23 protein-coding genes and 2 pseudogenes are annotated in these 23100 nt (G+C 66.2%); 3 read left to right on the top strand and 22 right to left on the bottom strand.

Going from position 1 to position 23100, the window contains the following annotated elements:
* Positions 1–298 precede the first annotated feature (298 nt).
* Positions 299–1576, top strand: coding sequence for an amidohydrolase family protein (locus tag VF632_RS22820; protein ID WP_331025241.1), 1278 nt, complete (start codon positions 299–301; stop codon positions 1574–1576).
* Between the two features lie 536 nt (positions 1577–2112).
* On the opposite strand, the gene VF632_RS22815 is transcribed toward VF632_RS22820, so the two are convergent.
* From VF632_RS22815 to VF632_RS22785, 8 genes and pseudogenes are all read right to left on the bottom strand, one after another.
* Positions 2113–3411, bottom strand: coding sequence for a hypothetical protein (locus VF632_RS22815; protein ID WP_331025240.1), 1299 nt, complete (start codon positions 3409–3411; stop codon positions 2113–2115).
* Between the two features lie 528 nt (positions 3412–3939).
* A pseudogene (locus VF632_RS28320) lies at positions 3940–4245 on the bottom strand (hypothetical protein); the annotation flags it as partial.
* Positions 4242–5126, bottom strand: coding sequence for a TRAFAC clade GTPase domain-containing protein (locus tag VF632_RS22810; RefSeq protein ID WP_331025239.1), 885 nt, complete (start codon positions 5124–5126; stop codon positions 4242–4244). The pseudogene VF632_RS28320 and the gene VF632_RS22810, both read right to left, overlap by 4 nt.
* Positions 5119–6162, bottom strand: coding sequence for a TRAFAC clade GTPase domain-containing protein (locus tag VF632_RS22805; protein WP_331025238.1), 1044 nt, complete (start codon positions 6160–6162; stop codon positions 5119–5121). The genes VF632_RS22810 and VF632_RS22805 overlap by 8 nt, the downstream gene beginning before the upstream one ends.
* A complete protein-coding gene (locus VF632_RS22800) occupies positions 6159–7292 on the bottom strand; it encodes a GTPase-associated system all-helical protein GASH (RefSeq protein ID WP_331025237.1) in 1134 nt (377 codons plus the stop codon). Before VF632_RS22800 ends, VF632_RS22805 begins: the two co-directional genes overlap by 4 nt.
* Positions 7289–7528 carry a hypothetical protein gene (locus VF632_RS22795; RefSeq protein WP_331025236.1) on the bottom strand — a complete coding sequence of 80 codons (240 nt, stop codon included), beginning with the start codon at positions 7526–7528 and terminating at the stop codon, positions 7289–7291. The genes VF632_RS22800 and VF632_RS22795 overlap by 4 nt, the downstream gene beginning before the upstream one ends.
* Before the next feature lie 408 nt (positions 7529–7936).
* A pseudogene (locus VF632_RS28315) lies at positions 7937–8623 on the bottom strand (metallophosphoesterase family protein); the annotation flags it as partial.
* Between the two features lie 114 nt (positions 8624–8737).
* Positions 8738–8974, bottom strand: coding sequence for a hypothetical protein (locus tag VF632_RS22785; RefSeq protein ID WP_331025234.1), 237 nt, complete (start codon positions 8972–8974; stop codon positions 8738–8740).
* 196 nt (positions 8975–9170) lie between these two features.
* On the opposite strand from VF632_RS22785, the gene VF632_RS22780 reads away from it, so the two are divergent.
* Complete coding sequence (locus VF632_RS22780) at positions 9171–9344, top strand: hypothetical protein (RefSeq protein ID WP_331025233.1); 174 nt, start codon at positions 9171–9173, stop codon at positions 9342–9344.
* 62 nt (positions 9345–9406) lie between these two features.
* Here the strand turns inward: VF632_RS22780 and VF632_RS22775 are convergent, their stop codons facing one another.
* The 9 genes from VF632_RS22775 to VF632_RS22735 all read right to left on the bottom strand — a co-directional run bounded on the left by VF632_RS22775 (position 9407) and on the right by VF632_RS22735 (position 19543).
* On the bottom strand, positions 9407–10888 hold the full coding sequence (locus VF632_RS22775) for a serine hydrolase domain-containing protein (RefSeq protein ID WP_331025232.1): 1482 nt from the start codon (positions 10886–10888) through the stop codon (positions 9407–9409).
* 38 nt (positions 10889–10926) lie between these two features.
* Positions 10927–14493 (bottom strand): hypothetical protein, encoded by a 3567-nt coding sequence (locus VF632_RS22770; RefSeq protein ID WP_331025231.1) that lies wholly within the window; start codon positions 14491–14493, stop codon positions 10927–10929.
* Positions 14493–15401, bottom strand: coding sequence for an ABC transporter ATP-binding protein (locus tag VF632_RS22765; protein ID WP_331025230.1), 909 nt, complete (start codon positions 15399–15401; stop codon positions 14493–14495). The genes VF632_RS22770 and VF632_RS22765 overlap by 1 nt, the downstream gene beginning before the upstream one ends.
* Positions 15402–15493: 92 nt before the next feature.
* Positions 15494–16393 (bottom strand): hypothetical protein, encoded by a 900-nt coding sequence (locus VF632_RS22760; protein WP_331025229.1) that lies wholly within the window; start codon positions 16391–16393, stop codon positions 15494–15496.
* Complete coding sequence (locus VF632_RS22755) at positions 16390–17319, bottom strand: ABC transporter ATP-binding protein (protein ID WP_331025228.1); 930 nt, start codon at positions 17317–17319, stop codon at positions 16390–16392. The genes VF632_RS22760 and VF632_RS22755 overlap by 4 nt, the downstream gene beginning before the upstream one ends.
* Entirely contained in the window at positions 17316–17717 is a 402-nt protein-coding gene (locus VF632_RS22750) for a GntR family transcriptional regulator (protein ID WP_331025227.1), read from the bottom strand. Before VF632_RS22750 ends, VF632_RS22755 begins: the two co-directional genes overlap by 4 nt.
* 186 nt (positions 17718–17903) lie before the next feature.
* Positions 17904–18371, bottom strand: coding sequence for a hypothetical protein (locus VF632_RS22745; protein ID WP_331025226.1), 468 nt, complete (start codon positions 18369–18371; stop codon positions 17904–17906).
* Positions 18372–18385: 14 nt separating this feature from the next.
* On the bottom strand, positions 18386–19081 hold the full coding sequence (locus VF632_RS22740) for a TIR domain-containing protein (RefSeq protein ID WP_331025225.1): 696 nt from the start codon (positions 19079–19081) through the stop codon (positions 18386–18388).
* Positions 19082–19138: 57 nt separating this feature from the next.
* On the bottom strand, positions 19139–19543 hold the full coding sequence (locus VF632_RS22735) for a hypothetical protein (RefSeq protein WP_331025224.1): 405 nt from the start codon (positions 19541–19543) through the stop codon (positions 19139–19141).
* A 121-nt stretch (positions 19544–19664) separates the two neighbouring features.
* Here VF632_RS22735 and VF632_RS22730 point away from each other — a divergent pair, with 121 nt between their 5' ends.
* On the top strand, positions 19665–19946 hold the full coding sequence (locus VF632_RS22730; protein WP_331025223.1) for a hypothetical protein: 282 nt from the start codon (positions 19665–19667) through the stop codon (positions 19944–19946).
* Between the two features lie 5 nt (positions 19947–19951).
* Here the strand turns inward: VF632_RS22730 and VF632_RS22725 are convergent, their stop codons facing one another.
* The 5 genes from VF632_RS22725 to VF632_RS22705 are packed head-to-tail and all read right to left on the bottom strand — an operon-like array spanning position 19952 to position 23086.
* Positions 19952–20314 (bottom strand): MmcQ/YjbR family DNA-binding protein, encoded by a 363-nt coding sequence (locus VF632_RS22725; RefSeq protein ID WP_331025222.1) that lies wholly within the window; start codon positions 20312–20314, stop codon positions 19952–19954.
* Positions 20315–20321: 7 nt separating this feature from the next.
* Positions 20322–20708: a VOC family protein gene (locus VF632_RS22720; RefSeq protein ID WP_331025221.1), complete on the bottom strand. Its 387-nt coding sequence runs from the start codon at positions 20706–20708 to the stop codon at positions 20322–20324.
* Positions 20705–21676 (bottom strand): isoprenylcysteine carboxylmethyltransferase family protein, encoded by a 972-nt coding sequence (locus tag VF632_RS22715; RefSeq protein ID WP_331025220.1) that lies wholly within the window; start codon positions 21674–21676, stop codon positions 20705–20707. The genes VF632_RS22720 and VF632_RS22715 overlap by 4 nt, the downstream gene beginning before the upstream one ends.
* A gap of 37 nt (positions 21677–21713) precedes the next feature.
* The gene (locus VF632_RS22710) at positions 21714–22430 is read right to left on the bottom strand and encodes a hypothetical protein (RefSeq protein WP_331025219.1); all 717 of its coding nucleotides are present in this window, start codon (positions 22428–22430) and stop codon (positions 21714–21716) included.
* On the bottom strand, positions 22427–23086 hold the full coding sequence (locus VF632_RS22705; protein ID WP_331025218.1) for a hypothetical protein: 660 nt from the start codon (positions 23084–23086) through the stop codon (positions 22427–22429). The genes VF632_RS22710 and VF632_RS22705 overlap by 4 nt, the downstream gene beginning before the upstream one ends.
* Positions 23087–23100: the final 14 nt, after the last annotated feature.

Genomic DNA, 23100 nt, shown 5'->3' with positions numbered 1-23100 from the left:
TGCGACGCGAACGGGAATGGCTCGCGGCACCGCCGCCGTGGATGCGACTCGGCCTGCAAACGTTTGCCGCCCCGCCGGCATCAAACCTGTCTTGAAGCAAGATCTCACCCCTGCCTGCTGCCTGATGATCCCGCGATCGCTCCAATCCGTACCGCCGCAGTCCGCTTCTCCCGCATTCGCCGTCCTGGCGCGGCAGGGCCACTCCGGTCGCCCGACCTCCACGCGATGGACATCCGCCTTCGCAGTCGCCGCCATCCTCGCGATCGCCCCGGGCTGCGCCGCACCTGCGAGTTCGAGCATGCCCGCTTCGCCCGCAAGCGAAACGTCGGCTGCCTCGCCGCCTCGCGCGCAGCGGGCCCGGATCGTTCCGCTCGTCGACCATCACCAGCACCTGGTGGGGCCGGCCTCGGTCACCAAGCGTCCCGCGTCGCTCCCGGCCGTCGCCCTGCCCGCGGCGCTGGACTCGCTGCTCCGCGAGCGCGGCCGGCTGAGCGGCAGCGCCGACGCGGGCGCCCTCTACACCGACGACGCGCAGGTGGTGGATCTCACGGAAGAAACGCTGCCGTGGGTGCGGGGCCGCGAGGCGGCGGCCGCCGCGGTGGATGGGATGCAGCCGGGCAGACGGTTCGTCGCCAACGCGGTTTCCGTGGATGGGACCGTCGCGCACGTTGCTGGCGAGGTTCTCAGCGTGCAGTCCGGCCGCACGAACCTGGCCTTTTCCATGGGCCTGCGGCGGGATGCCGGGGGTAGGTGGCGCATCGCCACGGAGCTGCTGATGCGCATCCCCGAGTGGGCGTTCGAGCGCGTGATTACGGCGGACAACCTGATCGACAACCTGGACGAGGCGGGGATCGAGCGCGCCGTCGTCCTCTCGGTCGGCTACTGGCACAGCGACGAGGCGACCACGCGCGCGGAGAACGACTGGACGGCGGCGCAGGTGGGGCGCTACCCGGACCGGCTGGTGGGCTTCTGCGGCGTTCGCCCGTTGCTGGACTTTGCCGTGGCCGAGGTGCGGCGGTGCGCCCGCGAACTGCGGATGAAGGGGATCAAGATGCACTTCCGCGGCAGCAGGGTAGACGTGCTGAACCCCGAGCACCTGGAGAAGGTGCGCCGCGTGTTCCAGGCCGCCAACGAGGAGGGGTTGGCGATCGTGGTGCACTCCGAGGCACGCGGCGAGTACGCGCGGGCACACGCGGAGGCGTTCCTGAACCACCTGCTGCCGGCGGCGCCGGACGTGCCCGTGCAGATCGCCCACCTGTGGGGCGGCAACCAGTACCGTGCGGAGCCGCTGGCCGTCTACGCGGCCGCCATCGCCGCGGGCGACCCCCGAACGCGGAACCTGTACTTCGACTTGGCGGAGAGCGTGCCGGGGGCGCTGGGTTCGGAAGATGCGCTGCGGGAGATCACGGAGACAATCCGCAAGATCGGGCTGGACCGCGTGCTCTACGGCTCGGACGCCACCACGGCCGGCGGCGCGCGCATCGCGCAGCGCTGGGCGGAGCTCCGCCACCGGCTGGGGCTGACCGACGCCGAACTGCAGGACATCGCGGACAACGTGGCGCCGTACCTCCGCTGATTGGCTGGCGGCATACGACGCCCCTACCGCACTCAAACGTACTCCCGTGCCTTCACGAACTGACCCATGCCGCCTCGACGCGAACGACGTGGAACGCCGCCGCTCAGTAGACCGGCGCTGGCGGCTACGCCGTACTGCGCACCGGCGCACGACGGCATTAGTGCCCCAACACAATTTTGGCTAACCAATCCGGTCGGCTAGCGAAGGAGCAGCGAATTGCATTGATCAATCGTGATGTACACGACCCGGACATGAGTCTGCAGTGTGTCGCGGGCGGGGGATCTGCTGGGCCGTGGCAAGTGAACCCAAAGGCCGGCGCTATGACGCGCCGGGCTGGCGAAATGGCGTGCGAACAACAGCAGGAGAGCGGTGGTGGCGAATCGAGGCGAAGTGGCGACGAGCCGGGTGCGCAGCGGCTCCACTACTCAGTGGTCTCGAATCTGGCCTGCACCTGAACCCTGACACTTGGTTGGCGCCCGCGGGCGCACGACTAAAAGCGTTATTCACGTCAATTCGGCACCGAACAGGATGTCTCATCATCTTTCAGTGAGCGAAAGCACCTTCGCAGCGTCTCGCGCCTCGGTCACGGCAGCCCGAACTCGCTTTCGGAACGCCTTCCCATTGCGCACTTCTCCGAGCAATGCCTCAAGCGCGGGCCGTACACTCGCGGCTTGTGCAGCAGCGAGGAAGTACTCCGGCGGCCAATCATTCTCAACATAGCTCTCGATGAACGCTCGGCGTAACCTCTCACAGCGATCCCAATCCCAGAGGAAGCCCAGATGCGGCAAGTAGCTTTCGATAAGGGTCCAAGTTCGGTGATCGTAGCTATTAGCTGCTAGCGCTCGGTGCAAAGACGGAAAAACGGTCGCCATCAGCACAGCTCCGTCGTGGGACTGGTCCAGCTTCGACAACGCAAAGCCGAATGCGCAACTGCGCACGAAAGCATTGGTGTGCGTTTCACCCCGCCTCGCTGACGCCCGGATCAGCCCGAGCCAAGCCACGGAGGCGTTATCGTCCCGGTAAATACGTGTCGGATCCAAGATATCAGGTAGTACCGAACAGACGCTGGTGGCTGGTAGAGCAACGCGGGTCAACCAATCAGTGACACGTCTGGGATGGGCTCGTAGAAGCTCAGTCCAGCCGGTACCAAGCGCTGGCAAACTATTGCCGCTGTTTGCTTGAAGCCAATCCAGCAGAGCCGTAGCTCCGATTGCGCCCAACTGGCGTGTCGTTCCGGGAGGAAGCTCGAAGAGACCGGCATTCAAGACGGTTCGGACCAGCTGAGCACGTTCACCGGAAGTCGACGCAGCCCTGAACGACACTTCAACCAGCGTCCGTCGCAAATCTTCCGAAACCCACCAAAACGCCGGCTCATGCACGGCATCCGGTCGCAGCTTGATCAGTGAAGCCGCGAGTGCCGGATGCGCACTCAAGACTTCGGCAAGCATGCTCGCAGGCATTCGATCTACCATCGCCGTCACGATGCATCGGCCGATGTCCGTTCGTGCTTCCAACGCCGATAAGAACAATATCCTTGCGGCCGCAGGATCTTCGACGAGAAGGGTGCCGCATCGAGTATCCAAGTCGAGGGTTCCCGGAGCGATTGCGGAACCGGCTACAGCAGTTGTGAGTGCTTGGAGGACGGTCGAGTCGGAGGCTTGGACGAATCCAGCATCCCGGCGGACCGCCGGCCCGCCGAACAAGGCGCGTTTCAGCCTTCCAGCCTCATCGGGAGACGGGAAAACCGCTGCTATTTCGTCCAATAGCGAAGCCAAATCGTGCCCGCCCTCCGGTTTCTCACCCGCCTTAAGGAGCACTGTGCAGAGACTGCGCATTCCGCCTCGTCCGCCGCTCACATCTGCCCCATACGCCCAGAGGTACCTCCGGAGTTCGGTCGGGGGTCCGCATAGATCTGCCCACAGGAGACGGCTCCAGTGCGCGCTTATGTCCTCCAACAGGTGCTCGAAGGGGGGGGAGAGAACAAGGTGATCCGGTATGTCTCGAAACGCGAAGGTACGGCTCTCTGGCACGATTTGTAAATCGAATCCTTCAACGGGAATTGCCCGTGGCCCAAGCGCGCCAGTGCAGAACCGGAATTCGCGCCGGAGCCGCGGCCATTGCTGGCTCCAAACAAGCAATGTCAACTCTTCAAAAGCCGCCCCTTCGGATGCCGGCACCACAAGATGTCTTTCTGGCGTAGAGTACAAGGCATTTAGCGCCGCAATAGCCGTGGTCCGAACGATTCGATCTAAATCCATCCTTCGCCACGCCGCTGCTGCGTGCCGAGAGTCCACCGTAAGCGTAAGCGGTTCCGAGTACGCGAGCAGATCATCGTTCAGAATTGGCCGCCGAAAAATGTCCAGTAGAATCCGGAGGTCCGGAATACGCGCAAGTTCCGCGAAAGGAATCAACAATGTGTGTGTCCAGACACATCCAGGACGCGGCATCTCTTCCGCGTACCACGTCCGGGCGAAAGCAAAGACCGATGCGCTAGCAAGCGCATACCCGGTCAGGTACGAGTCGAATTCAGGTACTCGCCCGGCGCCAGACAAGTCACTCAGAAATAGTAGGGACCGTTCCGCATCCATCGAAAGAGTGACCGACCCAGCCAGACGGCGGTGGCCGTGAGCGTAACCGTGAAGGACTTGGTCGAGCGAGATCGTAGTCACGTTTCCTCACGTCTCGCCTGAGATGTACTCAGCAACCATGAAACCGGCGACGTGATGTCTCTGTGGGGCTCTTCGTTGTCAGCTACAACGGTGATCCGGTCGGAAGGATTCGGAGTCGACCGGAGTAGCTGGTCATCGCCCGGATAATCCCAACCTTGGGCGCTCACTCCAAATACTCGGATATAGAACCGATCATCGTTGCTCCGGAGGTATTGCTCCAAAAGCGGAAGTTCCCTACTTAGCCACTCGGAAGGTGCGGGCGGTGCATGGATCCCGCGAACTTTGTCCCACGCAGAGATGACGATTCCGAGCGGAAAGGAGACTTTCGGCGCATGGTCTGCAAGCACTTGCAGAACGTCAACCAGTTGTGCGGACGTAGCGGCACTACTTGGTGTGAATGGGATTGGCTTCACACGAGCATCCGGTGCGGAGACCGGCGCACCGAGGCTTTTTGCCAAGGCAAAAACTTCTTCTAGGCGAAGTGGCGGTATCACCCGATCTGGATGGAGAAACAGCAGAGCTCCCGCTGATTCCCGAACCATGTCCAAGTATGAATTCAGGCAGTGACGCTCGGTCCACTGACGTTCAAAGTGTTCACCGGAGAGATCAGGAAACAGCAAATCCGCCTCGCCCCCGCTAACTTGATCCCGGACCCGCATGGAGGCCGTGTGATCCGCCGTGAAGAGTGTCCGCTCTGCGGGCAGGCCTTGCTCCCACCGAGTTCGGATGGCGTTTAGGTACCGCCGATCTGCGGGCAGCGCAGCTGCAGAAAGACGGCCTCCCTCCGCATCTGCTACAACGTGCCAGAAAGCCGCCAGAAACGTTGTTTTCCCGCTTCCGGGTAAGCCGAGCATCAGGAAACGGTTCTCAATGTTATCCATGGTCACGCTCAAATCTGAAATTATCGAACGGGGTCAAAATCAGCCCCGGCTCTGGCGCGTCGGCAGTTCTACTAACCGGCCTTGGTCCATCATCCAACCAGTGCGCGAACAAGTCATCCAAGCCGAACCCGAATGGCAGATCCGCTGCTTGGGGCCGTGCAGCCACTCGGTAGACCCGTATGTGCGCGAATTGCGACCCAAATTCCGCCAGGAGCCGAGCAACTGCAGCCTCGGTAAAAATGACCGTTTCATCTCTGGGATCGCTACCAACCACTTCGTCCCATTTAGTAACAAGTAGATCAACGGGCGTGGTGTAAGCGAGTACGCCCGCTTCGACGAGGCTCCGGAGAAGTGTCCGCGCATGGGTGACAGCTACCGCACGCAGCCGCGGCTGTGCGAGTTGATTTCCATCCAATATCAGTGCGAAGTGATTTGCAGATCCGACCACTTGAAGCTGCTCAGCATCGAGCAGCGAATCCCGCGCCCGCTGGTAGACCTCCCCTGTGAAGTCCCAAAACAACAACTCATGTCTTCGGCGATCATCACCACGAACGCACACGTGCAGGAATCCGGAGGTCGAAAGCTCGGTGCGCTGGGTCTCCGGAACCTCGGCTTGTGATGCCGCACGGGAGTCGTGACAACGCTGCTCAAACGCAAGGAGCGATCGTGAGCCGGCGAAGTCGTACCCGCAGAACGGCCCTTCATGGAACCGCTCAAAAAGACTGACCAGCAGAGTTGTTTTCCCGCTCTCAACATCGCCGGCGAGTACAATAATGCGCGCCCCACTTCTCCTCATCAAACCGAACGCGCCCGCAGTATCGATTTGTAGCCCTGAATGCAACGTCTGCCACCCCCGCTCGGGGCTCTCCCCCCCAGCCGAAACCGCCGGTTCCGTTTCGATTGGAGGACTAACTTGGACAAGTCCGAAATTCGGGCACTGAGTGTCAGGCGCCGAGAAACCTTCTAAGCACAAGCCTGAAGCAGCAACCGGGCAATTTGCAAGTCGGCATTGCGGGATGGTGGCTACGTCAGTCATTCGGCCGCGAGCGGTTGGAGGAGTTCTCGAAGCAACCGCTCATGATAACATTGGAGCGCGAGAGTAACGTCAGCCACCTCGGCCGACACATCGATGCCGTAGCGGGTCTGGACGAGTTTCGTCCAGCTTGCATCCCCCTGAAATTCTACCCACGTATGCGCCGCCGCGTGAACGGGGGTGAGCTCTACCAATTCGGCAGAAACTGGCTCGCAAAGCTTAGTGATACTGGACGGATCGGAGCCGGCTATTGCAGCCTCAATGGTCACTGGATGCTCGGTAGCCTGAGTCAGTTGCAATACGCGAGCGAGGAACGCAGGTGCTGCAAGCGGCCCGGGAGGTCCATCGGTGAGTTCAGCCATTTCCAGAGCTACCTGAAGTACCGCCGAGGCTCGCCCAAACTCTCGGAAGAACTTGCCGACTAGAGAACTCTGCTCTCCGAACATCCACCACAGGATGATTGTTTCTTCGCGAAGGCGCCGCACCTCTAGCCAGACTGTCTCAAAGGCTTGAGCAGTCGATTGACCGAGCGAGGCCGTGTCCGCAGAAACCGCAGCCACGCCGGAGGCGATGCTCTTCACAACGGCTGCGGCCTGCCCCCCCAAGTATCCCTCCTGGGGGTTCTTGATAACAGAAGCAAGTTGCGCTTGATAATTTCCCGGGAAAGTGGCGCTACTCTGGAACGGTAATCGCTCGCGCTTTGCCCAGCGCAAACGTCGGCGGCGAAGGAGATAATTCTCGGCGATGATTGGCAGATCTGCCGGCAAGGGCTTCGGGCCAAGCCCTGCGCACGTGACGCAAAGTACCGCGAGCGCCGCGCGGTCAGCGAGTTCGCGTTCGTCCGATTCGATAAACGCGGCCAGGGCCGCTCCCGCCATAACCCTGGTCTCGTGAGCCACATCCTCAGGTTTCAGATCTAGTTCGTTTTTACGAAGCGCTACGCTGAAGGACGAACCGGCCCCGCCCGGCAACACGCTACGACCAAAGGCAAGCCGGATCATGTCTGGCACGAGCGTGACGCGGTCTCTCCGTCGGAGTGCGTCGACCACCTTCCACTTCCGCTTCAGGAGTTCGGATGACGGCTCGGGATGGACAGTGCGGTACCAGTCAGGAAATTGAGTGAGCATGATCATTCTAATGTGAACGGGTTTGGCTCCGGCTTTCCGTCCGGGTGACGTTGTTCTACTTCGGCCCATAACTCCGCCAACCGGTGTTCGTCACTCGCGCGCTGGAAGAAGCGTCCAAAGAGGTCGCGGTCACGGACTCCCTCGTCTTCATCCCGTACTAACCCGAGCCGCACGGAAATGTCGACGCGCTCATGGTGCGGCAACGTCAGAAAGTGGTAAGCGAGGCGGCGCTTCGGTTCCATAGCCGGCGCATGCTCAGGAGCGGGGGAAGGTTCCACGGGAAGCGAGCGCTTCACACCGGATCGCTCGAACCTATCCGCCGGGCGTCGTACCTCTGCGGGTGTTATGCCAGGAAGGGGAAGAAGCTCTGTTCTGGCCTCCTTCCCATCGTCGGTCCATTCCGCCCGAAACCTGTGGTTGTCGCTCCAAATGCGTGTATATAGCCGGACTGCCAACACCGGGGATTCGGCTGCCCCTTGGACATCCAGTTCCATGATGTTGTAGGTGGGGATCCAGCCCGCTTCCTCTCTAACTGGATGAACTGCCCCACAGTGCAACCAGAGGCTACCGCGATTCACGTGAGGGTCTTGGCGGTGCTCGTGTCCAAAGACGTGCACGGTGTGTCGGCTGCACAAGACTCTTTCAACAGCCGCTTCGTCACGCAACCAGCGGAGAGGGTGGTGGCACATAGCAAGGTGCACGGTCGCCGGCTTTGGTTGAGCAGCAGTGGCCTGCAAAGTCCCTAGCACGAGCTTGCCTCGATCATTCAGTGATGTGTCATCTGAATCGGAGCAGAGTGTCGAGTTCAAGCCGACCAATCTCAAGGTCCACACGGCATCCAAGCCCATCGAGTGCTGCCACACAGGTTGCTCGGGAGAGATGTTGCACCCGTAAGCTGCAGCGAAATCATTATAGCGCTCGATGTGATCGAAGAGCAGAGTCCTACGCCCTGATCGTAGATACTCCGCGATTACAGCATCGATTTGGTGAGCCGGACCATCTCTCAAGTCTCGATGAAGTGCCCGGATCGCGGGGTCGTTTCGAACAGCGGACCTTTCCACGTCATGGTTGCCCGGAACGGTCCAGACCTGATCACGAGCACATCCTGCGGCGTCGCAAACCTCGTCGAACCACTTTCGCGCGTAATCGTATTCAGCCTCTGCGCCCGCAAAGGCGATATCGCCGTTAACGAGCACGCCAGAAAACTCGCCGAGTCTCACGCGGATCGACTGGAGATCCTCAACGAGCCGGGCGCGAACGTCATGGTCCTGATCCCAAACTTCCCCAGCAACCCCCGCCCGGAAGTGGATGTCACTGAGAACCACGAATCTGAGCATCGCGTGTCCAAGGTCTTGTGGACAGTGTCGCTATTGTCGCAGCACGCACAGTAGTGTGATAGCACAATCTAACGGCGATCACCACTTGAAGGTCGTTGTGTACAAAGATTTCCGCTAGCCCCTACCACTAACGTCTAGATCGATGAGCAGTGCGTCCAACATCTTAATCCGCTCGCGCGCCACCTGGGCCAGCGCTGGCCGCCAGTTCTCAGGCGGCGTCCGGTACGCGGAACTGGCCGGGTCCAGCCGGGCACGGGCGATCGAGCTGATTGAGACGCCGGCCGCTTCGGCGATCTCGTCGGCGGTGATGCGGCGGGTCAGGATGTCGGTGGCTTCCTTGAAATCCATCATCCGATCTGGATAGAGCGCTCTTGACAAACCAGCGGGTTGGACATATTATTCTATCCAGCAGGGCGAAAAGCAAGGCTGGCCGAATCTCCCGGAAAGAAGCCTCGACCAGCCTCGTTCACGAACCGACCCGAAGGCCGCCTCGCTCGCCAAAGGTGCCCTGCCGCGGCCCAAGGGTCAAGAGACACGGAGCCGACCCATGCCTCGCAAGCCAAAGTCGCCCTTCCCTCCCCCGCCACCTCCGCCCGGCGTGTGGGTAATCAAGAAGCGGGACCGCAACTGGATGGTGATTGCCCCGGATGGCGCCCTGGTGTGCATCACGCTGTACAAGAAGGGCGCGCAGGAAGTGGTGCGGCGGCTGACCGCCGCATGAGACGAGACCCCCGGCGAGCGCATCGCCGGGGGTCACGCCGTTCGTCCACGATGCCCCGTCGCTCAGGACGCGCGCGGGCCCTCCAGCGGCGGGCCGCCGGTGCGGAAGACCTTGATGGTCGTGCCCCGGCCCGTGGCGTCGCGGGTGAAGTCGACGCGCCAGTACGTCTGCGCCGTCACGAAGCGCGTCGGATTCACGGGTACCAGCTCCTGGACGGTGCCGGGCGGGCCGTGCAGCACCAGCCTGCCGCCCTCCAGGCGCACCTCCGCGGTGCGGCTGGGGTCGCCGAGCGTATACTGGCCCACGAGGCCGGCCAGGGAGGCCGAATCCAGTACGGCGGGAGTCAGGTTGTCCGCCTGGAACCGCGGCCAGCCGTACTCGGCGGCCACGGCGCGGATGAGCTCCTGGGCCAGCGGGCCGCCGTTGTCGCCGTTGGTCATCACGACCAGCCCCGAGCCCGTCCCCGGAAAGAGGTACGCGAAGGCACGGTATCCCTCGTTGCTGCCGTTGTGGCCAAAGCCGAAGCTGTCGCCGCTCCCCGACAGCTGCATGCCGAGGCCGAAGCCGTCCTTCTGCACGGTGAGCATCTGCGTGGCCATCTCGCGCGAGAGCAGCGATGTGGAGCGCCCGGCGGAGGCGTCGGAAAGGGCGATGAGCCAGGTGGCCAGGTCCGTGGGCGTGGTCCACAGCCCGGCGGCGGCCTGCTCGGGATACATGTGCCACCCGCCCGCGATCACCTCGCCGGACGGCCGGTGCCCGCGCGCCGCCTGGGCGTGGCGCGACGCGGGGAGCGGCTGCTGGTAGGTGCTGCTCCGCATCCCCGCGGGGGTGAGCACCTGGCGCTGCATCAGGTCGGCGAAGGGCTGGCGGGATACATCTTCCAGCAGCTGCTGCATCACCGTAAAGCCGCCGCCGGAGTACCGGCCGATGGCGCCCGGGAGCGTATCCGCCACGACAGGCTTGCTGTTGGCGGGCGCCGCGCCGTTCAGCACCTGCACGGTCGTGGGCACGGCCGCGCCCTGCGCGTAGCCCCCAAAGCCGTGCACGGTAAGGCCCGCGTTGTGGCTGACGATGCGCCGCAGCGTGACCTTCTGCGCCTCGGTGAAGCGGTTGCGCGGCACCTGCCACGACGTGAGGTAGCCGTTCACGTCGGCATCCAGATCCAGCGTGCCGCGCTGCACCAGCCGCAGCATGGCCGTGGCCGCGACGGGCTTGCTGATGGACGCCGCCTGGAAGAGAGTGGCCGGGGTGACCGGGTCCGGCCTGCCCGCCTCGAGCACGCCCACGCCGCCCGCCCACGCGATCCGGCCGTTCTCGATGAGCGCCACGCTGACGCCGGGCACCTTGTGGACCGCCATGCGCTCTTCCAGCGTCCAGCGCACGGCGGGCCGCCCCACGATCTCCAGCGGTGGGCGCAGGTCGCGGAACAGGTTCGCGATGCGCGTCGTGTCCTGCGCGGCGGCCGCGGGGACCGTGGCGGCGGGTGGCTTGGGCGCGCAGGCGGCGAGGGCCGCGAACACCAGGAACAGCTTGGTTCGGTGCATGATATCCTCGGTGGATGGACGGAGATTCGGGTTGATGTTCATCGCGGCGTGCGAACCGCCACGTCCGCGAGGTTGTCGCCGGGCTCGTCATCGATCAGCAGGATGCGCGGGTCGATGCCGGCCCGCGCCGGCCTGCGGGGAACGATCACGGTGATGCGGTGCTCGCCGGAGCGGACGCGGTGCATCCGCCGGTACAGCGGCTCGCCGGGCTTTGCATCCGCCGAGGCCGCGTAGACGCCGATCTCCACCAGGTCGTCCATCGGCAGCTCGCGCTCGCCGCCCGCGCTGTCGACGACCACCTTGCGCGCCTGCACGTCGAGCGTAACGCGCCAGGTGCCGTCCGGTAGCAGCTGGGCGCTGGCCTGCTCCGTGGCGAGCTCCCAGTAGGTGTTCCGCTCGAAGAGGTCCGCCAGCAGGGGGCGCAGGGAATCGGGCGTGGCCGCCTGCAGCTCGCGGTACAGGTCCAGCGAAGTCGGCAGCGGCGGCACGCCCGAGCCGTGCACCTGCAGGAAGCGCCGGAGCGCGCCGTTCACCCGCTGCTCGCCCACGTACTCGCGCAGGGCGTACATGGCGAACGGGCCCTTGCGGGAGTACAGCAACCAGTCGTCCGCGCGCAGCAGCGGGGCGGCGGCGCGCGAGTGCGGCGTCAGGTAGGCCTCGCGCATCAATCCCAGCAGGCGGCGCAGGTGCTCGGGGCCGTACGTCGCCTCCACCACGCCCAGCGCCGAGTACCACGCCAGGCTTTCGCTCAGCAGCGGGGCGCCATCCACCCGTGCGGGCATCACCTGGTTGCCCCACCACTGGTGCGCCACCTCGTGCGCCACGATGGCGAACGGAAAGTCGACCTCCCGCGCGTCGTGCCGCGGGTCCATCAGCGCGAACTTCTCCTGGTAGCTGATGTTGATGGGGTACGCGTGCAGCGAGAGCCCGTCGCCGGGGTGCTCCACCAGTCGGAGTTGGGCGTGCGGATACGGCCCGAAGTGCTTCGTGTGGTACTCCAGCGACGCGGCCAGCCCGCGGACCATCCCATCCACGTTCCACGCGTGCCCGGGATGGTGGACCACCTCCACGTCCACGCCGCCCGCCCGGCCGCGGCGCACGGCGTACTGGGCGGAGAAGATGGCGAAGTCGTTCCGGATGGGCGCGTCGGTGGAGTAGTGGAAGTAGCGCCGCCCATCCTTCATCCACGTGCGCCGCAGCGTGCCGGGCGCGAAGGCGGTCTGCCCCGCAGCCGTGCCGACGATGGCCTCGAACCCGATCCGCGGCTCCGGCAGCTCCATCCGCGCGGCCACGTCGCCCGGCGCGCGGACGGGCCGGGGCGCGAGGCCGTGCGCCCGCCGGTCCGCCGCGTTCGCCAGCTCGCGGCCGGGCTGATAGCCGATCGCGGGAAGCCAATCGCGGCCGATGAAGTACGTGCCGTTCACCGCCACCGCATCGTCGTCGCTGAACCCGCGCGGGGCATGGCGGATGGAGAAGCGCATCTCCAGCGAGTCTCCCGACTGCAGCGGCTGCGCGAGCGCGTAGATCCGGTGCCCCAGTTGCTCATCCGCCAGCCTGCGCGTGGCCGGCCGATCGAACCCGATGGTCCCGGTCTCCACCTCCGAGGCCGTGGCCACGTGCACGGATCGGATCGGCACCGCGCCCGCGTTCACCAGGCGGTAGCTGCCGCGGATCTCCACCTCGCGCCGGCCGGGATGGATCTCCACGTGCAGGTGCGTGGCAGTCAGGCGCGGCTGCGCGACGCCCTCGTATCGCCCGTAGCGCCGCTCGTACTCGGCACGCGCGGCGGTGGCGGCGGAATCGGACTCGTGGTCATTCAGCAGGTAGGTGTTGTACGCCGCGAATCCGCCCAGCCCCAGGATCAACGCCATCGCCACCGCCGCCACGCGGGCGACCGGATGCGTGAACCGGCGCCGCGCCACTCGCATCCGCGACACCCATCCCGCTTCCCTGCCCCGCACCCACAGCAGCCGCGCCGCGACCCCGAACATCAGCGCCCACGCCGCCCAGTACAGCTTGTAGACGACCACGGGGCCCAGTAACGCCCCGAAGCCGCGCATGTCCGAGTACGACCACCCCGGATCGGAGCCGTAGACGAGCAGGTGGTTGTCCATCCCCATCGACGGGCCGAAGGCCATCACTGCGTACGCCATCACCAGCGCCAGGTGGCCCGCGTACTTCTGGTTCACGACCACGTGGATGACGAACGCGAGCAGGGCGAACAGGAGGTAATCCGCCAGCTGCAGCCCGAAGAGGATGCGCACGTACAGGTCAAGCTGAAAGTCGCGATAGCCCAGGCTCGCCTGCACGAGCATCGCGCCGGCCATCATCAGCACCTGGAGCGCGGCGAGCACCAGCGCCAAGCCGGCGAACTTGCCCACGAACGACACCCAGTCCGGCACCGGCACGGCATCGGCCATCTCGCCCAGGCCGGCCTCGCGCTCGCGCCACACCAGCTCGCCCGCGTAGAAGACGATCATCACGGGGATGATCATCCAGATGGGCTCGCCGAAGTCGCCCAGGGGCCCGACGACCAGGTCCGTGGTGGGGACCAGCGGCACGCCCATGTGCTCCATCCACTCCGGACCGGTCAGCACCAGGACGATGGTGAGGAACGCGAGCGCGGCGCCGCCCCAGCTGGTCACGATCAGCCGGAACGACTCCGCGGCGACGGCGAGCACCTGGTGGAGACGCGTCCGGACGCCGAACGCACGCGGGACGATCGGCACCACGACGGGCGCACTGGGCGTGGCCCCGACGGCCTCCGCGGCGCGCATCGCCCGGCGCGAGCGGCCACCCACCGGCGGATGCGCGAAGCGGAAGCGCAGGTACGTGATGGCGAGCGCGGCCATCGCGATCCCCATCCACAGGAGGCGGTTGGTGATGAGCGACGGCTGCAATCCGATGTAGAGCGTGTTCTTCTCCGCCGCCGTCCACGACTTGCCTGCCTCGCTCAGCACCGTGATGCCGATGGGGTCCAGGTACTTCGCCAGCTGCCAGCGGCCCATCTGCGCGGCCAGGAACTGCCAGCTGAACATCATCGCGAAGAACAGGAGCACGCTGCCCAGGTAGCTCGCGACGGCGCGACGGGTGAGGGCGGCGAGCGCAAAGCCGAGCGCCGTGGCCACGAAGGCGTTCGGCAGGGCGATGGCGAGGTACGCACCCACGTAGCCGCCGATGCGGAACGGGCCCCTGAACTCCGCCTCCAGCCCCCACAGCGGCGCCGCGAGCAGCACGGCGAGGGGAATGGCGAGCAGGAGCAGCGCGTTCAGGGCGAACGCGGCGAGGAACCGCCCGCCCTGGTACGCGCCCTTGCCGACGGGCGCGCTGTAGAAGAGCGGATGCATCCGCAGCTGCACGTCGCGGGCGGCCGCATCGCCCGCCAGCGCCGCGGCGGACACCAGCCCCAGCATGCTTCCCATCAGGGTGACGGACGCAATGACGAACGGCGCGTTGTACAGGTAGAGGCCGTCCCGCGCGCCGGCGATGTACACCTCCGTCGCCATCTGCAGTGCGAGCGCCAGCAGGGCCGCGGCGTACGCCCAGGTACTGTAGCGGCGCGCCTGGTGGCCGATTTCGAAGCGGAAAACTTCCCAGAGCTTCATCACGCCGCCTCCACCAGCTGCCGCTCCGCGCGCGGACCCACGTGGCCGGCCATGGTGCTGAAGTACACGTCTTCCAGGTCCGGCTCCACCGCGTCGAAGCCTGGCTCCGGCTGCACCTCGCCGTACACGTGCACGACGGACCGCCCGGCCAGGAGCTTGGTGGAGATCACCGGGAACGCCTCCTCCACACCGACCAGCTCGCTCCGCGCGATCACTTTCCGCCAGATGCGCCCACGCAGCTGGTCGATGGCCCGCAGCGGCTCGGCCTTGAGCAGGATTTCGCCACGGTTGATGATGGCCATGCGCGTGCACAGCTCGCTCACGTCTTCCACGATGTGCGTGGAGAGGATGACAACGGCGCTCTCGCCCAGCTCCGAAAGCAGGTTCAGGAAGCGCACGCGCTCCGCCGGGTCCAGCCCCGCCGTGGGCTCATCGACGATCAGCAGCGTGGGATTGCCCAGCAGGGCCACGGCCACGCCGAAGCGCTGCCGCATGCCGCCGGAGTATCCGCCCAGCTTCTGCCTGCGCACATCCCACAGGTTCGTCTGCCGCAGCAGCGCCTCGACGACGGCCTTTCGCGACGCGCGCTGCGTGATGCCCTCCAGCACGGCGAAATGGTCCAGCAGCCGCTCCGCCGTCACGCCGGGATACACGCCGAACTCCTGCGGCAGGTAGCCCAGCGTCTTCCGCAGCTCGTCTTTCTGGTTCACGACGTCGATCTCGCCCAGGTGCGCGGTGCCGGAATCGGGCTCCTGCAGCGTCGCCAGAATGCGCATGAGCGTGGACTTTCCCGCCCCGTTGGGTCCCAGCAGCCCGAACATGCCGCGCGGGATGGTGAGATTGACGTTCTTCAGGGCCTGCACGCCGTTGGCGTAGGTCTTCGAGAGGTCGCGGATCGTCAGTTCCATGGATGCCATCCCTGCGGTAAGGACGCGGCCGGGTAGGCGTCGCCATGGCGGCGACGCCCCGGAAGGGTCGGAAGTGTTTCAGGAGAGAGGAGTCAGGGGCGTCGTCGCTCGCGGTGGCGCGAGGCGGCGGCCCAGAGCGCGGCGGCGCCGGCGGCCAGCCAGACCAGCGTGGCCGCGGCCCAGCCACCCGGGTCGGGAAGAGCCTGCCAGTAGATGATCGCCTGGTTGGGGCGGACGTCGGCTTCCACCCGGAGCGCCTCCGTGTGCGCGATCAGCAGCCCCTCCAGCCCGTACGGGCCGAACAACACGGCCTCCAGCACGTCCGAAAGCGGGCCGCGCAGCCACGGGGTGGTGGACGTTTCCATGGCGATGGTCAGGAGAAAGAAGGCCGCGATGGTCCCGGCCACCCACCGCCAGGGCTGGCGCGGGCCCAGGACCAGGGCGCTGGCCAGCAGGTAGGTGCCTGTCGCGGCGGTGAACGGCACCAGCCACAGCACGGGTTGCGGCACCCACTGTACGGTCCGGAGCGTGGCCGGATCGAACGCCTGCAGGCTGGTGGCCGGGGTGGCCATGTGAAGCGTCTCCGCGCCCAGCACGTTGCCGCCGGAAAGCAGCGCGAACACGAGCAGCCACAGGACGAACACGGCGATGGCGGCCATCAGCCACACCCATCCGCCGAACACCTTGGCGAGCGCGTGGGCGCGGCGGTCCACGGGGAGCGTCCACAGGAACGCGCCGCCGAAGCGGTCCTCGCCGAACCAGACGGCCAGGGGCAGCAGCGCGCCGAGCACCCCCGGCAGCATCCACCGCTCGGGATGAAAGCCGATCCGAGCGCCGTGCCGCACCACCTCGCCCCCGACGAACAGCGTCGCCAGCACCAGCAGTGCGAGCCCGGCGAGTGCCGGCAGCCGCAGGGAAAGGCCCACCGCGCGGACCTGCTCCCAGGCCACGACGCGCAGCCCGGGCGTGGAATGAAGGGCCAGGTCCGTCATTGCGTCACCTCGTCGGGCAGAAAGGCCAGCGCCGCGTCTTCCAGCTGCAGCGGCAGCACGTCGCGCACGTTCGCGCCGCTCGCCGCCAGCCGCTCCACCACGTTCCGCTCCTCGCCCACCAGCGTGCACTGCGCGTCGCGGCCGGCGCGGGAGCGGCGCAGCTCCCCGGGCTGGAGCTCGGGCGGCGGCACCCATCCCTCGGGCACCTCCATGCGGTAGCGGCGGACGGTGCGCTGCAGGTCCTCGCGGGGCATCTGCGCCACCAGCCGTCCCTCGTTCAGCACCCCCACGTGGTCGGCCAGGGTATCCAGCTCGTGCACGTGGTGGGTGGAGACGAGGACGGTCGTGGGCGTGTCGGCCAGGTGCTCGGCGAGCAGCGTGAGCGTGCGCCGGCGGACGACGGGGTCCAGCCCGTCGGTGGGCTCGTCCAGCAGCAGCAGCGGCGGGCGATGGGCCAGGGCCAGCACCAGCTGCACGCGCCGCGTCTGGCCCTTGGAAAGCCCGCCCATCCGCCGGTCCAGCCGCAGGCCCAGGCTGCGGGACAGGTGATCGGCGTACCCGGCGTCCCACGACGGATGGAACGCCGCGGCATGCTGCAGCACGCGGCCGCACGTCATCCAGCGGTAGCTCTGCGCGTGGTGCTCCGGCACGTAGCCGATCTGCGCGCGCACCCGCGGCCCGTCTTCGGCGCTGTCCAATCCGAAGACGGTGGCCGTGCCGGCGTCGGCGCGCTCCAGGTTCATCAGGATCTTGAACGTGGTGCTCTTTCCCGCGCCGTTGGCGCCCACCAGCACGTACACCGCGCCCTCGGGCACCCGCAGGTCCATGCCGCCGAGCGCCGTCTCGCGCCCGTACCGCTTGACAAGACCATGCGTGGCCACCGCGAACGCGCCCGGTGTTGGCTCAGAGTGGATCGACGGGCTCATGCCTCGGCTCCCTGGTTGGCGGCGGCCTCTTCCTGGGCCGCCACTTCGCGCATCATCGTCACGAGTTCCTCCACGTCCACCCCGCTGCGCCGCGCCTCCAGCAGCGCCCGCCTGGCCACCGCGCGAACGAGCGCCTGCCGCTCTTCGCTGTTGGCCTGGGCGCCGGCGGACACGAACGTTCCCTGGCCGCGGCGCACGTACACCACGCCCTCGCGCTCCAGCTCGTGGTAGGCCTGCGACACCGTCCGCGGGTTCACCACCAGTTCGGCGGCCAGCTCGCGGACGGAGGGAAGCGGGTCTTCCGGCCGGAGCGTGCCCACCACGAGCGCGCGCCGTACCTCGTCCATGATCTGGAGGTACAGCGGCCGTGCGTCGCGTGGGTCCAGGTTGATCAGCATCACAGTCCCGTGCTGCGGTGATGTACTCGTGCGCAACACTACATCGGGAGTAGTGGATTGCGCAAGGGTCTTGTTGTCGGGGGCGATGGGCAGGAGCGGCGAATCAGGCCTGCAGCAGCAAGGTACAAACAAGAAGGCCGCGGCTGATCCTGCTCAGCCACGGCCGTTCGGTTGCGCCAGACTCGGCTACTCGGGACGAAGCGCAGGTGCCGTCTTCCAGGCCTGCGCGGCACCAATCGCATAGCACACGCCCAGCACGATGCAAATGGCGGAACTGACCACCATGAACGTCAGCTTCGCCCTCAACTGATTCGTGTACACGTCATCCACGAGCATCACGGCTGGAACGCCGAAAAGGCCGCGGGCCAGGTACACCGCCGCAATCAGCGTCAGAGCCAGGCGCAGGAACGGGAGGCGGCGGATGACACCCGCGCCCGAAAACGCGTAGAGCGCCCACACAGCGAGGAGCGCAGCGATGCTGGCGGTGACGAGCGCCGGCTGCATGGAGCCGCGCGCCGCCATCCGCGCCATGCGCTCGCCCGCCCCGAAGAAGCGGTACCAGTCGGGACCGCCGATTATGATGCCAACGTGCAGCAGGGCCGCCCCGGCCGTGAGCACCCCACCGACGACGAGCAGCCGATCAGCGATCCGCAAGAGATTCCCAGGTTTTAAGGCCGCTGTAGCGCGTCTAAAAGCCTATTCACGCGAGCGACGAACTCGTCAGAGCCAGGCACCTTGTTGCGAAAATCTCCCACCACGCGATCACGGATCTGTACAGCGATGTCGTGGCGCTCCGGGGACCATTCGTCAAACACGAAATCATCGAGCGTGATGGGAATGAGGATTTCTGTGCCACCCTCCCTTGCCTCGCGAGCAAGCACTAGCTCGATCTCATTCAGCACGCCCGAGCGCGTTAGGCCAGCCTTGGAACAGATGACCAGAACTCGATCATGCTCATTCACGCCTTCAAGCATCGTCCTGTGAAGCCGCCGCCCGTACACTCCCGCGTCAGGAAAAAACCATGTGGTGACTCCCTTTGCTTGTAGAGACGTATCGAGAGCGCGTGTGAAGGATTCATCCGGTTCACCATAAATGACATACAAGGAGTAATACCGTGTGGAGGCAGGGGAGGCACTCGGCTTCAGATCAGGAGCGAATTCGTGAAGCGGGAGATTCAATGCTGAAGTGATTTTCACCATGTAGGGCAGGCGAGGCACGAGCTTCCCAGATTCCAGCTTACTCACATAGCCCTGATTAATGCCAAGCAAATTGGCGAAAGCTGACTGCGTAAGCCCCAGCCGCTCCCGCGTCGCGCGGAAGGTCTTACGAAACTTCTGACGATCAAAAACTTGGACGTCGTTCATCAATCCTCCAAGGCGTATTCCTACTCGTACGGATGTGGGAGGTACGCGCACCAGGATTCAGCTGTTCTCACGTGCCCCCGGCGCGGGATCTCGGATTTCCGCTAACCACGCCGGCTCTACCGCGCCACGACGCTTTCCCTCGCTGTCGATCAACCCGATCACAGCCATGCGGACCTCATTCCGATGCTGCGACGAGATGTGCTCCAGCAGGAACGCGATGGCGGCCTCGGCGGTTTCTGCATCGACCGGCGCGTCGCTCCCGTGTTCGCGCTGGCGGATGTACCACGCCGTCAGCTTGCGGATCGTCGCGCTTCTTGGCTCGGCGCCGGCGATGAACTCGCGCAGGCCCAGGGGCGACATGTCCACATCCCGGGCGACGGAGCGCGACGAGGTGCGCTCCATCGCTTCGCGTGCGGCCTGCCGCAGCACGCGCACGGAAATGCGCGGCTCACCGGGGGGCATTGACTCTCCGGCGGTTCAGGCCTAAACTAGCCTGGTCACTTTGATCGCTTTGACAGAATGTACACTGGACAAGGTAGGGCGCGCCCTATCGCGCTACAAGGGACAGCGAGGAGGATCGGCGATGAGGACGCGAAGTGAACAGGGCGGCCTCGCGTCGCCGCTGCGGCTGCTGGAGATGCTGGAGTTCCGGTTCGGCGCGTTCGTGGCGATCGCGACGACTTCGCTGGAGTTGAGCCGCAAAGGTCCGGAGAACGGCCTGCCGATGGACCGCGGCACCGCCGAGGCCATCCTCGAGTTCAGGGACGACCTCAAGCAGGCCTATCGCGCGGCGCTGGAGTGGGCCGACGCCAGGGGACTCGGCCCGGGGCTGAACCTCGCGGAGACCGACGAGGACGACGCGTAGGGCTTCTACTCGGCCACCAGCGCTTGGAGACGCTTCGGGGCGATCATGCAGTAGGCCTGGATCACCAAGCCCCGGATCTCGTCGTCGCTGCACGCCTCGACGAACACGCCCACCCAGCCTTTGCCGCCGACGTACGCAGGCACGTAGTATTTCTCCGGCTCGGAGCTCACCAGGTAGCCCTGAACGCCCAGCGGCGCATTGCAGCGCAGGCCCGGGCGAGGTGGCCCGTCCGGGTCCATCGAATCGGAATAGATGGCGAACATCCGCTTCCGCACGCGGAACGTCGGGTGGCCCCACGCCTCCTGCTCGAACGCCTCGGGAAGCGCCAGGCAGATGCGGCGCACCCGGCCGAGGGCGTCGTCACTCATCGAGGGCTCAGCCCACCTTCGTGGCGATCCACCACGTGGTGCCACCGGCGTCCTTCACGCCACCGCGCTTGTCCGGATCGTCCCGCTGCACCGGCTCCTGGACGGAGGATGCGCCGGCCTCCAGCGCCCGCCGATACGTCGCATCCACATCCGCCACGTAGATGTGCACGTGCGACGGCACCGGCGGCCACCCCTGCACCGCATCCGCCACCATCACCACGGTGTCGTCGATGCGCACCTCTGCATGGACCAGCTTTCCGGACTCGTCCGCGAACTGGCGCAACGGGACGCCGTCGAACACGCGGACGACGAACTCGATGGTCTCGCTCGCGCCATCGACGATCAGGTAGGGCGAAACCGTGCTGTAGCCCTCGGGCTTGTGGGATGCACTCATCGACCGATGCTCGTTTCTTCGAGGGTGATCGGGAAGGCGCCCGCCGTTCTGCTGGCAGTTCGGTACGGTCGCAGGGACGGAATCCAGCAGCGGATGGCGCGGCGATACGTCTCGTACTCCGCGCCGAAGCGGTCCAGCAGGTCGCGTTCCTCCGGCGGGCGCAGGCCGGAGTTCCACAGCAGGCCGCCCGCGATCACGTACGCCATCAGCAGCCACGATCCGTACGCGAGCGCGATGGCCATCCCCTGCCCCAGCCCCGCCACCGCCATGGGATTCCGAACCCACGCGTACGGACCGGAGATCACCAGGCGACGCGGCGCCTCCAGCGGCAGCGGCGTGCCCTCGCCACGCATCGCGAGGGTCATTCCGGTCCAGAGGTTCAGCGCGCTGAACGCGATGAAGATCGCGATCGAGATCCCGAGCTGCGCCGGCAATGCGAGCCGCGGCAGACGGAAGTGCCTGTCGACGATCAGCAGCAGCGCAGGCAGCAGCGCCAGCGTCACGCCCCATACGACGGTGCACTGCGCGAGCGTGCGTGCGACGTTCTGCCCGGCGCTCGCGGGCGCGGCGGGGCGCATGAGCCGACCGGCGGGAAGCGCGTTCAGGCCGGCGAGGGCCAGGCTCGCGAGCGCCGCGGGCGTCATCAGCGCCACGTTCAGCCACGCGCCGCCGGCCGCGAACGACGCTGCGACGCAGTAGAGGGTGGCGTAAAGCATCGCGCCCGCGACTAGCCAGAGCGCCGCGCCCGCCCACCGGCTGGCGCGCAATACCAGCCACGCGGCGAGCATCGATCCCGCGCCGCCGATCACCAGGTCCGGCACCCAGAACGCGAGGAGGGACGACTCCGTCCAGCCTGGCGCCTCGAACCACCCGCGGACAGACGGAACCCGCCACAGCACGATCCACCAGGCGACGATCGCCACGCCCTGGAACGCGAAGTACGCCGCCGTGACTCGCCGGATCTTCACGATGGGAGCGCGGGGGGTGGCGGGCGTCTCCATCAGCCTACGACTCGATCAGCTTCCGCTGCATCAGCAGCGCCATCAGCGTGGCCGCGACCAGGTCCTGTTCCTCGCGCGGCAGCGACGGCGAAACGCGGATGATGCCCGGATGCGTGCGATCGACCATCCCCACGAGCGTCTCGCCCCGGCGTACCAGGTACGCGCGCGGAAGCTGTTCGTCATCATCACCGCGCTCGCGCTCCCCCACGATCTCGAACTTCACCTCGCCTCGCTCGATGGTTCCACGAGGTACGTTGTCGTTACGCGCAGCGAGAGTCAGCGTGCCGGATAGGGCGGCGGAATCGGCGTCCGGGAACACGCGGCAGTTCAGCGACAGCCCCGATTCCAGCTCGATGTCCACCGACCCGATGGAGAAACCGCGATCCCTGTCGCGGCTGTCGCACTCCACGCGCGTGATGGCGCTCCCCTCGGTGGAATCACGCAGCGCGAACTCGTAGCGCTCCTGGTACTCGCGCTTTCCCTTGATCGCGTCCACCACTCCGCCGCGCTGCCGGATGTCGTGCCAGCGCACGTCCGCCACGCGGTACGGGCCGAACCTGTAGCGCACCGTCGGCCGATCGTGGCGCATCTCCACCCGCCACTCCTCGGTGGTGGATAGCGCCTCCGGAACGGGCATCGGCGGCATGGAGGGAAATGCGCAGGCGGACAAGGAGGCCAGCAACGCCAGCGCGGCGGCGGTTCGGGTGTGGTGGGCGTTCATGGCGTTCGATGGGGGCTGGCGGACGGGGGCGAAGCCGCGCGGGCGGAGTCGATGGACCTGGCGCCACGCATGGCCCAGCGCACGTAGGCGTAGTGCATCAACGACCAGATGATTCCGTTGCCGACGCCTTCGACTGCGGCCCCCGGGGCGAGCGCCGACCAGGCGAGGCCCGCGATGACACCGGCCGCGGGAAAGCCGTACCAGGCAGGCCGGAAGTACGGCGAAATGCCACGCTTCTGCAGCCGCCCCAGCGGGATGAAGATCGCGAAGTAGAGTACGAAGGCAGCGGCGAGCGACCATCCGGCACGCCACGGCATCCCCACCGTGTAATGCCACACGACAGGCACAAGGAGCATCGGCCCGAGCAGCGCCAAGACGAGCCGCGGGGTGAATGCAGGGGCCGGCTTTCCGACGTTCTCCCGCAGTTCCTGCCGGCGGAACGGCTCCGATCCCCACAATATCGCCCACGCGCCGCCGATCAGCCCCACGGCCGCGAGGAGCACGCTAATGGCCGTCGGCAGGCCCAGGGACTCGCCCCACAGCCCGGCCGCCGCCATCGGGGCGGTCGTCGCGCACACCGCAATCATGATCGCCGCGCGAGTCTGCAAACCCCGGCCGAAGCGCCGCGGATCGGAACTTCCGCTTTCCGTACTCATTGTTCCATCCATGG

The sequence above is a fragment of the Longimicrobium sp. genome (assembly GCF_036388275.1).
In the GTDB taxonomy this organism is placed as follows: Bacteria; Gemmatimonadota; Gemmatimonadetes; order Longimicrobiales; family Longimicrobiaceae; genus Longimicrobium.
This window is presented reverse-complemented; position numbering and strand designations above follow the sequence as displayed.